The 12,828-nt window shown below is 70.2% G+C and carries 13 protein-coding genes; 4 read left to right on the forward strand and 9 right to left on the reverse strand.

Features of this window, described 5'->3' with window-relative positions:
• Positions 1 to 30 precede the first annotated feature (30 nt).
• Positions 31 to 1,310, forward strand: a protein-coding gene (locus FIV44_RS27645) for an IS3 family transposase (RefSeq protein WP_141003217.1) whose coding sequence is annotated in 2 segments (ribosomal slippage) — positions 31 to 334 and positions 334 to 1,310 — 1,281 coding nt in all. Because the reading frame shifts where the segments join, the coding sequence is not laid out codon by codon here.
• Between the two features lie 214 nt (positions 1,311 to 1,524).
• Here FIV44_RS27645 and glnA read toward each other — a convergent pair.
• Positions 1,525 to 2,946 carry a type I glutamate--ammonia ligase gene (gene glnA, locus FIV44_RS27650; RefSeq protein WP_141007247.1) on the reverse strand — a complete coding sequence of 474 codons (1,422 nt, stop codon included), beginning with the start codon at positions 2,944 to 2,946 and terminating at the stop codon, positions 1,525 to 1,527.
• Positions 2,947 to 3,187: 241 nt separating this feature from the next.
• Between glnA and FIV44_RS27655 the strand changes: the two genes are divergently transcribed.
• Positions 3,188 to 3,589 carry an RDD family protein gene (locus FIV44_RS27655; RefSeq protein WP_246086656.1) on the forward strand — a complete coding sequence of 134 codons (402 nt, stop codon included), beginning with the start codon at positions 3,188 to 3,190 and terminating at the stop codon, positions 3,587 to 3,589.
• Positions 3,590 to 3,758: 169 nt separating this feature from the next.
• Here FIV44_RS27655 and FIV44_RS27660 read toward each other — a convergent pair whose 3' ends face one another.
• From FIV44_RS27660 to lipB, 6 genes are all read right to left on the reverse strand, one after another.
• Complete coding sequence (locus FIV44_RS27660) at positions 3,759 to 5,090, reverse strand: ISL3 family transposase (RefSeq protein ID WP_141002875.1); 1,332 nt, start codon at positions 5,088 to 5,090, stop codon at positions 3,759 to 3,761.
• Between the two features lie 94 nt (positions 5,091 to 5,184).
• Positions 5,185 to 5,751, reverse strand: a complete 567-nt coding sequence (locus tag FIV44_RS27665; RefSeq protein WP_141007249.1) for a hypothetical protein — start codon at positions 5,749 to 5,751, stop codon at positions 5,185 to 5,187.
• Positions 5,748 to 6,323 carry a DUF6318 family protein gene (locus FIV44_RS27670; protein ID WP_141007250.1) on the reverse strand — a complete coding sequence of 192 codons (576 nt, stop codon included), beginning with the start codon at positions 6,321 to 6,323 and terminating at the stop codon, positions 5,748 to 5,750. The genes FIV44_RS27665 and FIV44_RS27670 overlap by 4 nt, the downstream gene beginning before the upstream one ends.
• A gap of 120 nt (positions 6,324 to 6,443) precedes the next feature.
• Entirely contained in the window at positions 6,444 to 7,160 is a 717-nt protein-coding gene (locus tag FIV44_RS27675; RefSeq protein ID WP_141007251.1) for a DUF4191 domain-containing protein, read from the reverse strand.
• Between the two features lie 40 nt (positions 7,161 to 7,200).
• Positions 7,201 to 8,145: a lipoyl synthase gene (gene lipA, locus FIV44_RS27680; protein WP_141007252.1), complete on the reverse strand. Its 945-nt coding sequence runs from the start codon at positions 8,143 to 8,145 to the stop codon at positions 7,201 to 7,203.
• Between the two features lie 61 nt (positions 8,146 to 8,206).
• Positions 8,207 to 8,947 carry a lipoyl(octanoyl) transferase LipB gene (gene lipB, locus FIV44_RS27685; RefSeq protein WP_246086657.1) on the reverse strand — a complete coding sequence of 247 codons (741 nt, stop codon included), beginning with the start codon at positions 8,945 to 8,947 and terminating at the stop codon, positions 8,207 to 8,209.
• A gap of 72 nt (positions 8,948 to 9,019) precedes the next feature.
• Here lipB and FIV44_RS27690 point away from each other — a divergent pair, with 72 nt between their 5' ends.
• Positions 9,020 to 9,643, forward strand: coding sequence for a hypothetical protein (locus FIV44_RS27690; RefSeq protein ID WP_141007254.1), 624 nt, complete (start codon positions 9,020 to 9,022; stop codon positions 9,641 to 9,643).
• On the opposite strand, the gene FIV44_RS27695 is transcribed toward FIV44_RS27690, so the two are convergent.
• A complete protein-coding gene (locus tag FIV44_RS27695; RefSeq protein WP_141007255.1) occupies positions 9,577 to 10,476 on the reverse strand; it encodes a TIGR01777 family oxidoreductase in 900 nt (299 codons plus the stop codon). The genes FIV44_RS27690 and FIV44_RS27695 overlap by 67 nt on opposite strands.
• An 11-nt stretch (positions 10,477 to 10,487) precedes the next feature.
• On the reverse strand, positions 10,488 to 12,299 hold the full coding sequence (sucB, locus tag FIV44_RS27700) for a 2-oxoglutarate dehydrogenase, E2 component, dihydrolipoamide succinyltransferase (RefSeq protein ID WP_141007256.1): 1,812 nt from the start codon (positions 12,297 to 12,299) through the stop codon (positions 10,488 to 10,490).
• A gap of 112 nt (positions 12,300 to 12,411) precedes the next feature.
• On the opposite strand from sucB, the gene FIV44_RS27705 reads away from it, so the two are divergent.
• Positions 12,412 to 12,762 carry a hypothetical protein gene (locus FIV44_RS27705; RefSeq protein WP_181410871.1) on the forward strand — a complete coding sequence of 117 codons (351 nt, stop codon included), beginning with the start codon at positions 12,412 to 12,414 and terminating at the stop codon, positions 12,760 to 12,762.
• The last annotated feature ends 66 nt before the right edge of the window (positions 12,763 to 12,828 follow it).

Consider the following 12,828-nt stretch of genomic DNA (forward strand, 5'->3'; position numbering starts at 1 on the left):
GCTCGTGACCTTGGAAACGAGGATGAGCACATGCCCAAGGAGCAGGTGCCCGGGAAGCCGCAGACGCGGCGCTACTCCCCGGAGGAGAAGGCAGCGGCGGTCCGGATGGTCCGCACGCTGCGAGCAGAGTTGGGAACCGAGCACGGGACGGTCCAGCGGGTCGCGACCCAGTTGGGTTACGGCGTGGAATCGGTGCGTCAGTGGGTCAAGCAGGCCGACATCGACGACGGCCACGTGCCGGGCGTGACCACAGCGGAGGCCAAGCGAATCCGCGAGCTGGAGCAGGAGAACCGCGAGCTCAAGCGAGCCAACGAGATTCTCAAGCGAGCGGCCTCTTTCTTCGGGGCGGAGCTCGACCGCCAACACAAGTAGTAGTCGCTTTCATCGACGCCAACCGCGACGAGGTCGTCGAGGGCAAGAAGCTCGGAGTCGAGTCCATCTGCACCACGCTGTCCAAGGCGGGGCTGCAGGTGGCTCCGAGCACCTACTACGCCGCCCGGTCCCGCGAGCCATCCGCACGCGCGCAACGTGATGCTGAGCTCAGACCGGCGCTGCGCGAGCTGTGGGAGGCGAACTACCGGGTCTACGGCGCGAGGAAACTGTGGAAGGCCGCCAGGCGTGCCGGACACGACGTCGGCCGTGACCAGGTCGCCCGGCTGATGCGCGCCGAAGGCATCGAAGGCGTCGTCCGCACGAAACGGGTGCGGACGACCAGGCCGGATGACAAGGCTGCACGGCACCCGGACCTGGTGAAGCGGAACTTCACCGCGACAAGGCCGAATGAACTGTGGGTCACCGACCTGACGTTCGTGCCGACGTTCGCCGGGATCGCCTACGTGTGCTTCATCGTCGACGCCTTCAGTCGGATGATCGTGGGGTGGCGAGTCGCCAGCCACATGCGCACCGAGATGGTGCTCGACGCGATCGAGATGGCCCGCTGGTCCCGCGGCACGCAGCTCGAGGGCCTGCGGTGTCACAGCGACGCCGGCAGTCAATTCACGAGTCTGCGCTACGGCGAGCGGCTCGCCGAGATCGGCGCCGTCCCATCGATCGGGACCGTCGGGGACAGCTACGACAACGCCTTGGCCGAGACCGTGAACGGCTACTACAAGGCCGAGCTCATCCGCGGTCCGGCGCGTCCGGGGCCGTGGCGCGCCATCGACGACGTCGAGCTCGCCACCCTCGGCTGGGTGCACTGGCACAACCACCAGCGGCTACACGGCTACCTCAGCGACCTCCCGCCGACCGAGTTCGAAGAAAGGTTCTACGCTACCCAGCAGGGAACCCAGGCCCTGGTTGAAATCAAATGACCAGAGCCTCCATCAGACCCAGTGCGGTTCAGCCACCGGTTTCTCCATCGGGTTGGGAGCCTCTACGCGCCCAGGGTGCCATGGGGTCGCCGATGTACCACTGATGTACCAGACCAACGAAAAACGTCCCTCAACGTCCAAAGACGTTGAGGGACGTTTCCGCAGGTCAGAGGCCCTTTTCGGCGCTTCCGCGCAGGTCAGGAAACCGCCTGTTTTAGATGTCGTAGTAGAGCTCGAACTCGTGCGGGTGCGGCCGCAGCTGCACCGGCGCGATCTCGTTCTCGCGCTTGTAGGACACCCAGGTGTCGATCAGGTCCGGGGTGAACACGTTGCCGACGGTGAGGAAGTCGTGGTCGGCCTCGAGGGCGTCGAGCACGGCACCGAGGGACGTGGGGACCTGGGCGATCTCGGCCATCTCGTCCGGCGGGAGCTCGTAGATGTCCTTGTCGATCGGGGCGGCCGGCTCGGTCTTGTTCTGGATGCCGTCGAGGCCGGCGAGCATGAGCGCGGAGAAGGCGAGGTAGGGGTTCGCCGACGGGTCGGGGAACCGGGTCTCGATGCGCTTGGCCTTCGGGTTGCTGCCGGTGATCGGGATGCGGACCGAGGCGGAGCGGTTGCGCGAGGAGTAGACCAGCGAGATCGGGGCCTCGTAGCCGGGGACCAGGCGGTGGTAGGAGTTCACCGTCGGGTTGGTGAACGCGAGCAGCGCGGGCGCGTGCTCGAGGATGCCGCCGATGTACCAGCGGGCGAGGTCCGACAGGCCGCCGTACCCGGTCTCGTCGTAGAACAGCGGCGCGCCGTCCTTCCACAGGGACTGGTGGACGTGCATGCCCGAGCCGTTGTCGCCGAAGATCGGCTTCGGCATGAAGGTGACCGACTTGCCCTGCTGCCAGGCGGTGTTCTTGATGAGGTACTTGAACTTCATCACGTCGTCCGCGGCGCGCAGCAGCGTGTCGAACTTGTAGTTGATCTCGGCCTGGCCGGCGGTGCCGACCTCGTGGTGGGCCCGCTCGACCTGGAGGCCGCACGCCTCGAGGTTCTTGACCATGTCGGCGCGCAGGTCGCTGTAGTGGTCGTACGGCTCGACGGGGAAGTAGCCGCCCTTGAGGCGGGTCTTGTACCCCTTGTTGTTCTCCTCCTCCTTGCCGGAGTTCCACCAGCCCTCGACGGAGTCGATGTGGTAGTAGCCCTCGTTGACGCCGGTGGAGTAGCGGACGTTGTCGAAGATGTAGAACTCGGCCTCGGGCGCGAAGAACGCGGTGTCCGCGATGCCGGTGCTGGAGAGGTACGCCAGCGCCTTCTTCGCGATATTGCGCGGGTCGCGGGAGTACGCCTCGCCCGTGATCGGGTCGTGGATGAAGAAGTTCAGGTTCAGCGTCTTCGACGTACGGAAGGGGTCGATGTACGCCGTCGTCGGGTCGGGGAAGAGCGACATGTCCGACTCGTTGATCGCCTGGAAGCCACGGATCGAGGAGCCGTCGAAGCCCAGGCCGTCGTCGAAGACGGACTGGTCGAAGGACGAGACCGGCACGGTGAAGTGCTGCATGATGCCGGGCAGGTCGCAGAAGCGGACGTCGATCATCTCGACGCCCTCGTCCTTGATGTACTTGAGCAGCTCTTCGCTGTTGTTGAACATTCGTTCCTCCTCGGCTCGCTCCCTGTGAGCGGGCCCTCAGGCAGTACCCGACGATGGGTGTGGTCGGTTGCGGCAGACGTCCGCGCCTGTGCGGAGCGCCGCTGAACGCAACCTACCGGTTGGGCAGTTTCCCACCCATGACCGCTTTGTTTCCGGAATGTAACAAGATGCCGGACGAGGGGCGACGAGCGCCCGAACGACAGGCCCGCCTACCCTTGATCGCGTGCCAGGTGTCGACCGTGTGAATCCCGTCCCCACGGCCTCGTGGGGACGCCGCATCGTCGCGCTGCTCCTCGACTGGACCCTGTGCACCGTGGTCGTCATCGTCGTGTTCGGCCTCGACGCGTACACCGAGACCGGCTCCAACGCCTCGCTGATGGTCCTGCCCGTGTACGTCGTGGAGTCGACCCTGCTGACCTGGCTGGCCGGCGGCTCGGCGGGCAAGCTGCTGACCGGTCTGTGCGTCGTACCCGCCGACGGGCACCTGCACCGCCTCAACCCGCTCAAGGTCCTGGTCCGGCAGGTCATGATCGCGCTCGTCATCCCGCCGCTCGTCTTCCGCGCCGACGGCCGCGGACTCCACGACATCGTCGCCGGCACCTCGACCGTCACCTTCGCCACCCTGCGCACCCTGGTCGAGTAGCGCCACCTCAGTAGCCCACCAGTTTGGGCTGGGCCTCGATGGCGCGGAGGGGTTGGGTGGTGCCGTCGATGGTGACGGTGCCGGGGATGGTGTGCCAGGGGCCGTTGGCGATCTTGTAGCGGCCAGTGTAGGTGGTGGCGAGGGTTGGTTGGTAGTCGCCTTTGTGGGCTCATCGCAATCGAGGGTGTAGTTGGGGTCTGAAGCCGCCGGTCTCTAGCAGGGATCGGGCGATGTAGTTGGTCAGGTTGCGGAACCCGAGCGCTGAGCCGCGGAGGTGTTCGAGGCGGCCGTTGAGTGCCTCGGTCGGCCCGTTGGACGTGCCGGGCCGGTCGAAGTAGGCCAGCACGTCAGCGGCGCGCTTCTTCAACGTCCGCCCCAGCCTGGTGACCTCGACCAGCGTCTTCGGCACACCGGTGCTGACCGACTCGATCAGCTTCACCATCAGGTCCCGGCCACGGCGGGGGTCCTCGTGCCGGTAGGCCGCGATCATCCGCTGGTAGATCCCCCACGTCGCCTCGACCTCGACATGGGCATCCTCGGCGAACAGCGCGTTGAGCCTGGCGATCTGCTTGTCGGTGAGCAGGTCGGCACCGGTGGACAGGGTCCGTCGCGCAGCGTACAGCGGGTCGCCCTTCCTACCGCGGTGACCGTGGATCGCTTGCTGGATCCGGCGCCGGCACTCATCGAGAGCATCACCGGCCAGACGGACCACGTGGAACGGGTCCATCACCGCGACCGCGGCAGGGACCTCCTCCGCGGCGGCGGTCTTGAAGCCGGTGAACCCGTCCATCGCGACCACCTCGACACCGGCACGGAACGCCTCGGTCTGCTCAGCGAGCCAGGTCTTGAACACCGACTTCGAGCGGCCCTCGACCATGTCCAACAGCCGTGCCGGGCCGGTGCCGTCGCGCACCGGGGTGAGATCGATGATCACGGTCACGTACTTGTCGCCGCGATCACCTGGCCGGGTGTGTCTCCACACGTGCTCGTCGATGCCGAGCACACGGACGCCGTCGAGGCGGTGCTCGTCGTTGATCAGCACCCGTCTGCCTTCGGCCAGGACCGCATCGTTCGCGGTGTTCCACGCGACCCCGAGACCCTCGGCGACACGTGCGACGGTCAGGTGCTGCACCACGATCCCTTCCAGCGCCCACCGCAGCCCCCGACGCGACAGCTTCGCCCGCGGCTCGGCCGCCAAGCTGGTGTCCTGGCGCCACACCTGGCCGCACTCGCGGCACCGGTAGCGACGGACCGCGACTTCGAGGGTGGTCGGGCGCCAACCGAGCGGCTCGTGCGCGAGTCGACGGACCACGGTGTCGCGTGCCAGTCCCTCCCCACCGCAACCGCGGCACCACCGGTCGTCATCGACGACCCGGCAGGCGAGGACAGCACGATCAGGTTCGAGCCGCTGCCCGATCACAGCCAGGCCGAGGCCGTCGAGCCGGGCGAAGGTAGTCAGATCGGGGTGGCCGAACCCGGCCGGCGGGGTAGCGTCAGGCATGTCGAGGTCTTCTGGATGGGCGGCGTAGGAACCTCCATCCTCGGGAGACCTCGACACCTATCCCAGGACCGACGCGCCGACCCGACCTACACCCTCATCTGCGAAGAGCCCCTTTGTGTTGGTAGTGGTGGGTGATGGTGAGGTCGGGGTAGGGCGCGCCGGGCTTGCGGGTGCTGGTCGACTCGCCGTCGCCGAAGCTCCAGTGGTAGGTGGCGGGGGTTGCTTCGAGGGTGACGTGTTGGTCGAGGAGGGTCACGGTGGTGGTGATGGGGTGGGTGCTGGTGGTGTAGAAGTTCGTGGCGAAGTTGACCAGCGTGAGGCCGTCGGGTGGTTGGATGATGAGGGTGCTGGCGGGGAGGGGGAGCTCGGCGAAGGCACGTTGGATGTCGGCGACGGTGAGCACGGGAACGTCGGCCTCGGTGCAGAAGTCGACGAACTCGCCGGTGACGTGATCGGCGCCCTGGCAGGCGGCTCCGCCGGCGGCCGGCTGTGTGTCCGTGCCGCCTGCATGCTCTCCTGAGCCGTGGCGAGGCGGCCGGTCACCGTTCCGGGTGCTCTGGACCCACAGGCCGTTGTCGGCAACGCCGGCATCCGTGGTGGGTGCTGGCTTGGGATCCGTGGCCGCCAGGACGGCGAGAACGGCAACGGCGGCGAGCTTCATTGGGGGTTCATCACCTCCATGCGCCACGAGTCCGCGGCCCACTGAGCAGCGACGGCCATCTGGCTCGAGCCCTCGGCGGACCGGTGCTCGGAGCCGTCGCCCTGCACACGGAGCTGTTCGGCGTTCGCGACCGTCAGCAACGCTTCGAACGCGACGAGGGTCGAGTCGCCCTTCAGCTGGTTGACCTTGTCGAACGTGACGGTGTATTCGCCGCCCTCGGCGTGGCCGCCACCCTTGTAGAGCTGTCGGATGCCGTCGATACCTGCCTTGCAGCCCTCGCAGTTCGGTCCCGACGCTGCCTTGAGCGCCTTCACATCCCCGGTGACCTGGGCGTAGTTGATCAGGTCCCAGTAGTACGTGATGAACGCCCGGGCGCCGTCCTCGCTGGCCTGCGTGGCGGCGTCGGGCAACGCCGGCTCGGTGGGCGTCTGCCCGGCGCTCGGTGACGGGGTCTCCATGGTGCCGCTGGGGCTCCAGGTCGACGACGGGTCGCGCGGACCCGGCTCGTCGTCGGTGCAGGCGGCCAAAGCCAGTAGCACGGCCAGAGCGGCCAGCGTGCGGAGCAGGCGCATGGGTCCTCCCGAGATGTGCTGCGCCCGGACCGGGGACGCGTGGGGGACGCTATCCCGATCCGGGCGGAGGACGCCACCAGGAGCCGGCGGGCTGTGGAGAGACGGTGTTGCGAGGCCGGATCAGCGGCCGCGGAGGTTGCCGCGCATGCCCTTCATCGAGGTGGGGACCGGGCCCCGGGGGAGCGGGACCTTCGGCCGCTGGGAGTCCAGGGCGCGCAGCCGCTGCCGGATCTCGGTGATCTCGGCGGGCTTCACCTGGCGGCCGAGCTTCTGGACGTGACGGACCAGCTTGTTCAGCGGGACCTGCCCCTCCTCCTTGCCGACGAGGACGTCGTGGACCGGGTAGTCGCCGGCGACCCGCTCGTGCTTCTTGTGCTCGCTGACCATCAGCGCCTTGAGCCGGCTGGGGTTGCCCTCGCCGACGAGCACGATGCCCGGCGGGCCGACCACGCGGTGCACCATGTCCTGCTGCTTGGTGAAGCCGACGACCTCCTCGACCACCCAGCCGCGGCGGAGCATGGACAGCGCACGCGCGGCGGCGCCGAGCTGGCCGTCGAGGCGGGCGAAGGCCGCCTTCTGGGCACGCCGGCCGAAGACGATCATCACCGCGAGCAGCCCGATGAGGAAGGTCGCGATGCCGGCGAGGATCCAGCTGAAGACGGAGTCGTTGTGCGGCAGCACGAAGCGGAACAGAGCCAGGCCGAGCCCGCCGAAGACGAGGAACGCGCCGAGCATCCACCACCGGATCGCCGGGTCGACCTCCCGCGACATCTTGTAGGTCTCGATGATCTGCCGGCGGCGGCTCATCGTGGACGGGTCGATCGGCGTGTTCGACATGGGGTGCTGCGGTCTCCTCAGGCGGTACGTCGGGTGGACGTCAGGCGGTCGCTTCGGCGCGCGCCGAGCGTGCGTCCATCGCCTGACGATACAGACGCCCGGCCCGGTACGACGAACGGACGAGGGGTCCGGACAGCACTCCGGCGAACCCGATCTGTTCGGCCTCGGTGGCGAGCTCGACGAACTCCTGGGGCTTGACCCACCGTTCTACGGGGTGGTGGCGCACCGAGGGTCGCAGGTACTGGGTGATGGTGACCAGCTCACACCCGGCCTCGTACAGGTCCTGCAGGGCTTGGGAGACCTCCTCGCGGGTCTCGCCCATGCCCAGGATCAGGTTCGACTTCGTGACCAGTCCGAACGCCCGTGCCTGGGTGAGCACGTCCAGGGAGCGTTCGTAGCGGAACGCCGGGCGGATCCGCTTGAAGATCCGCGGCACGGTCTCCACGTTGTGGGCCAGCACCTCGGGGCGGGAGTCGAAGACCTCGGCCAACAGGTCGGGCCGCCCGTTGAAGTCGGGGATCAGGTTCTCCACCCCGGTGTCGGGGTTCAACGCGTGGATCGCGCGCACGGTCTCGGCGTAGAGCCAGGCGCCGCCGTCGGGCAGGTCGTCGCGGGCGACGCCGGTGATGGTGGCGTACTTCAACTCCATCGCGGCCACGGACTCGGCGACGCGGCGGGGCTCGTCCTTGTCGAGGGGCTGGGGCTTGCCGGTGTCGATCTGGCAGAAGTCGCAGCGTCGGGTGCATTGGTCGCCGCCGATGAGGAAGGTGGCCTCGCGGTCTTCCCAGCATTCGAAGATGTTGGGACAGCCGGCTTCTTGGCACACGGTGTGGAGTCCTTCGGACTTCACCAGTTTCTGCAGGGCGGTGTATTCCGGCCCCATCTTCGCTCGGGTCTTGATCCAGGAGGGTTTGCGCTCGATCGGGGTCTGCGCGTTGCGGACCTCCAGACGCAGGAGCTTGCGCCCCTCGGGTGCTGCAGTCACGTCAACCAGCCTACTCCCGGGCCGATGGTCGTCCGCATCGCGGAGCGACCCGCGAGTAGCCTCAGCGCGCCGGGTAGCTCAGCACCGGCACGCCGACCGCGACCGAGGCTTTCGCCGGGTCCGGCCGCGGCTCGTAGTCGGGCGTGGGCACGTAGGGCCTCCAGGCGAGCAGCTCGCCCAGGTGTCGTCGTACGGCGTCCAGCACCTCGCTCACCGGGACGTCCCGGCCGAGCTCGGCGCTGAGGGAGGTCACGCCCGCGTCGGCGATGCCGCACGGGACGAACCGGTCGTACCAGCTCAGGTCGACGTCGCAGTTGAGCGCGAAGCCGTGCATCGCGACGCCCTTGCGGACCCGGATGCCGATGGCGGCGATCTTGCGCTCGCCGCCCCTCTCGTCGGCCTTGAGCCAGACACCGGTACGGCCGGGGATCCGCGCGGTGGTGACGCCGAACTCGGCGCACACCGCGATGATCGCCTCCTCGAGCCGCCGGACGTAGTCGACGACCTTGACGTGATCGGGCAGCCGGACGATCGGGTAGCCCACGAGCTGCCCGGGGCCGTGGAAGGTGATCTTCCCGCCGCGGTCGACCTCGATGACCGGTGCGCCGCCGGGGTCGGCGGGCCGCTCATGGGCCTCGGTACGGCGGCTCGCGGTGAACACCGGCGGGTGCTCGAGGAGGAGCACGGTGTCGGTCAGCTCGCCGGCGACGACCTGCGCGTGCAGCTCGCGCTGCAGGTCCCACGCCGTGACGTAGTCGATGAAGTCGGGCCCGAGTCCGTCCTCGCGGAAGGTCAGCGTCACAGGAGCCACGGTACTCCGGGGCCTGTGGATGACCGGATGCGCCTGTCGGAGGTGCGGGACAGGATTCATCCCATGCAGATCTCGGGTGCTCGTGCCGTCGTCGCCGGGACCGCCGCGGTCGTCGTCACGGTCGCCGCGGTGGTCGCCGGCGTCCTGCTGCGCCACGGCCCCGCCCCGCCCTCCGGTACGACGCCCGCCGGCCCCGCCGCCGTTCTCGCACCCGCCGCCGGGCGGGTCGACGTGGCCCGGGCCGTGGGCTCGCTGGCCGTGCTCCGCGACTGGGACCGGTCCCGCTCGCGGGCCTGGGCGGACGGCGACACCGCGGCCCTGCGCCGGCTGTACGTCGCCGGCTCGGCCGCGGGGGACCGGGACGTCGCGATGCTGCGGGCCTGGCTGCGACGGGGTCTCCGGGTGGAGGGGATGGCGATGCAGGTGCTCGCGGTGGAGCTGCGCAAGCGCACCGACCGCCGCATCGTGCTGGTGGTCACCGACCGGCTGGCCGCGGGGGTGGCGGTCCGGTCCGCGACAGGGGAGCACACGGCCCTGCCCCGGGACGGGCCGACGACGCGGCGCCTGGTGTTCGTGCGGCACCCGGACCGGGCCGGCGGCCGATGGCTGCTCGCCGCGGCTCAGGAGGTCGAGCGGCCCAGCCCGGTCGCCAGCACCGCGTCGACGTCGGGGTCCGCGAAGCCGTAGCCGAGGTCGAGCAGGGTGGCCGGGCGGAGGTTGAGCGAGCCCAGCACCTCGTCGGCCATCGGCCCGGCAGCCAGCCGGATCGCGGGCGACGGTACGGCGAGGACCGCCGGCCGTCGTACGAGACGGGCGAGGGCCCGGGTGAACTCGGCGTTGGTCGGGGTGCTCGGCGCGCACAGGTTGGCCGGGCCCGCGGCGCTCGGGTGCTCGACGAGGAAGGAGGCCGCGCCGACCCAGTCGCGCAGCGAGATCACCGGATAGTGCTGCCGGCCGTTGCCCAGCCGGCCGCCGAGGCCGGCGAGGAACTGCAGTCGCTGCTGCTGCAGCGGCGGGTTGCGGCGGTCCTGGACCGGGGCGGTGCGGAGCAGCACCACCCGGGCGCCGGCCTCCGCGGCCGGCCGGGTCGCGGCCTCCCACTCCCGGCACACCCGGGTGAGCAGGGCGTGACCGCGGGTGTCGGAGGCCTCGGTGAGCTCGGCGGGGCCGTGGTCGCCGTACCAGCTGATGCCGGAGGCGTTCACCAGCGCCGGCGGCGTGGGCGCGGCGGCGATCGTGGTGGCTAGCAGGTCGGTGGTGGCGACCCGGCTGGTCAGCACGTCACGGGCCCACCTCTTGGAGTGGGGGTTGCCGATCAGCGGTGCGCCGCCGAGGTTGACCACGACGTCGGCGGAGTGGACGAGGTCGCTGTCGACGGTCCCGCCCTGCGGGTCCCAGCGGGACTCGTCCGGCCCCGGGTCGCGCCGGACCAGCCGGGTCGCCCGGTGACCCCGGTCGAGCAGCTCGCGGACGAGACGCTGACCGAGGAAACCGGAGGCTCCGGCGACCACGACGTGCATGGAGGCGTGCCTCAGACCTCGAACTGACCGGCCTCGAGGCGCTTCTTCAGGTCCCGCAGGAACCGGCCGGCGTCGGCGCCGTCGACCACGCGGTGGTCGTAGGTCAGCGCGAAGTAGACCATGTGGCGCACCGCGATGGTCTCGCCGAGGTCCTCGTCGTCGATGACCACGGGACGCTTGACCACCGCGCCGGGGCCGAGGATGGCGACCTGCGGCTGGTTGATGATCGGGGTGTCCCACAGGGCGCCGAAGCTGCCGAGGTTGGTGATCGTGAAGGTGCCGCCGGAGAGCTCGTCCGGACCGATCTTGTTGGTCCGGGTCCGCTCCGCGACGTCGGCGATCTTCTTGGCCAGGCCGGAGATCGACAGGTCGCCGGCGTCCTTGACGACCGGGGTCAGCAGGCCCTTCTCGGTGTCGACGGCGAACGCGACGTTCTCGCGGTCGTAGTAGGTGATCTCGCCCTTCTCGAGGTCGAGGTTCGCGTTGAGCGCCGGGTGCTGCTTGAGGGTGTCGATCGCCGCCTTGGTGAAGAACGGCAGGTACGTCAGCTTGACGCCCTCGCGTGCCTGGAACTCCGCCTTCACGCTCTCGCGCAGTCGGGCGATATTGGTGACGTCGACCTCGACCACCTGGGTGAGCTGGGCGGAGACGTGCAGCGACTCCACCATCCGCTCGGCGATGATCTTGCGCAGCCGGCTGACCTTGACGGTCTGGCCGCGCAGCGGCGACGGCGCGACCGGTGCGGCGGCCGCGGCCGGGGCGGCGGCAGGAGCGGCCGCGGCGGGCGCGGCCTTCGGCGCGGCGGCGTCGAGGACGTCCTGCTTGCGGATCCGGCCGCCGACACCCGAGCCGGTGACCTGGGCGAGGTCGACGCCGTGCTGGGCGGCGAGCTTGCGGACCAGCGGGGTGACGTAGCCCGAACCGTCGGTCGCCTCCGCGGCAGGGGCTGCCGGGCCCGCGGGCGCGGGGGGAGCCGGAGCGGGCGCAGCGGGAGCGGCCGGAGCCGGGGTGGGAGCCGGCGCCGCGGCGGGCGCCTCCGGTGCGGGTGCCGGTGCGGCCGCGGGCTCGGGCGCGGCCTCGGGCGCCGGCGCGGCGGACTCGGCGGGCGCCGGGGCGGCCTCGGGAGCGGGAGCGGGAGCGGGAGCGGCGGCCGGCGTACCGGAGCCGATGATGGCGAGCTCGGCGCCGACCTCGACGGTCTCGTCCTCGGCGGCCTTGATCTCGAGCAGCGTGCCGGCGACCGGCGACGGGATCTCGGTGTCGACCTTGTCGGTGGAGACCTCGAGCAGCGGCTCGTCGACGGCGACGGCGTCACCGACCTGCTTGAGCCAGCGGGTGACGGTGCCCTCGGTGACCGACTCGCCCAGGGCAGGCAGGGTGACCGCGGTGCCCTCGGCTCCGCCCGAGGCCGCGGGTGCGGGAGCCTCGGGGGCCGACGGGGTCTCCGGGGCGGCGGGGGTCGGGGGAGCCTCCGCGGCGGGCTGAGCCGGCTGCTCGGGCTCGGCGGGGGCGGCGGGGGCGGCGGCCTCGGCCGGCTCGGCGGGAGTCTCGGCAGCGGGAGCGGGGGACTCGGCCGGCGCCTCGCCGGCCTCGCCGACGACCGCCAGGACGGCGCCGACCTCGACCGTGTCGTCCTCGTTCGCGCGGATCTCGACCAGCGTGCCGGCGACGGGAGACGGGATCTCCGTGTCCACCTTGTCGGTGCTGACCTCGAGCAGGGGCTCGTCGATCGCGATCTGGTCGCCGACCTGCTTGAGCCAGCGAGTGACGGTGCCTTCGGTGACGGACTCACCGAGCGCGGGGAGAGTGACTTCGGTCGCCATGGGTCTCATCCTTGCACCATCGGCAACGCAACCGGCAACGGGCCACCCACGGTTCGGGCACACTGGGATCATGGGCTTGTTCGACCGGTTCCGCGGGCGCTCGAAGGTACGCATGAGTAACCCCGCGAGGGACGCTGCGCGCACGGGGTCGACGCGTGTCCGCGCGGCCGACCGGGCGGACGAGGAGCACCTCCACAACTGGGTGCAGGAGCGCCGCGGCGTCGAAGGCTTCGTCGAGCCGCGCACCGCCGTCAGCGAGATCACCCTGCTGCTGGTCGCCCACGACGGCGAGTGGACCCGCCGCCGGGTGCCGTCCATCAACTGGGCCCACGACTTCTGCAACCGCCACCAGGTCCCGTCGTACGACGCGGCGGTGGTCGGCGTCCCGCAGCGGATGCGCGACTACAACTCCCGGGTCAGGCAGGCGCAGAAGCAGCGGGACCAGCAGCGCCGCGAGCAATAGGACTCGCGGCGACGCCTGACGCCTGCTGCGCGCCGCGATACGCGCACGCTGGCGGCGTTGCCGAAG

The sequence above is a fragment of the Nocardioides humi genome (assembly GCF_006494775.1).
GTDB classification, from domain to species: domain Bacteria; phylum Actinomycetota; class Actinomycetes; order Propionibacteriales; family Nocardioidaceae; genus Nocardioides; species Nocardioides humi.

Coding starts and splice junctions, on each gene's coding strand:
- glnA (WP_141007247.1), bottom strand. CDS start 2,946: ATGTTCAACAACAGCGAAGAGCTGCTCAAGTACATCAAGGACGAGGGC.
- FIV44_RS27660 (WP_141002875.1), bottom strand. CDS start 5,090: ATGCCTGACGCTACCCCGCCGGCCGGGTTCGGCCACCCCGATCTGACT.
- FIV44_RS27665 (WP_141007249.1), bottom strand. CDS start 5,751: ATGAAGCTCGCCGCCGTTGCCGTTCTCGCCGTCCTGGCGGCCACGGAT.
- FIV44_RS27670 (WP_141007250.1), bottom strand. CDS start 6,323: ATGCGCCTGCTCCGCACGCTGGCCGCTCTGGCCGTGCTACTGGCTTTG.
- FIV44_RS27675 (WP_141007251.1), bottom strand. CDS start 7,160: ATGTCGAACACGCCGATCGACCCGTCCACGATGAGCCGCCGCCGGCAG.
- FIV44_RS27690 (WP_141007254.1), top strand. CDS start 9,020: ATGCAGATCTCGGGTGCTCGTGCCGTCGTCGCCGGGACCGCCGCGGTC.
- FIV44_RS27695 (WP_141007255.1), bottom strand. CDS start 10,476: ATGCACGTCGTGGTCGCCGGAGCCTCCGGTTTCCTCGGTCAGCGTCTC.
- sucB (WP_141007256.1), bottom strand. CDS start 12,299: ATGGCGACCGAAGTCACTCTCCCCGCGCTCGGTGAGTCCGTCACCGAA.
- FIV44_RS27705 (WP_181410871.1), top strand. CDS start 12,412: ATGAGTAACCCCGCGAGGGACGCTGCGCGCACGGGGTCGACGCGTGTC.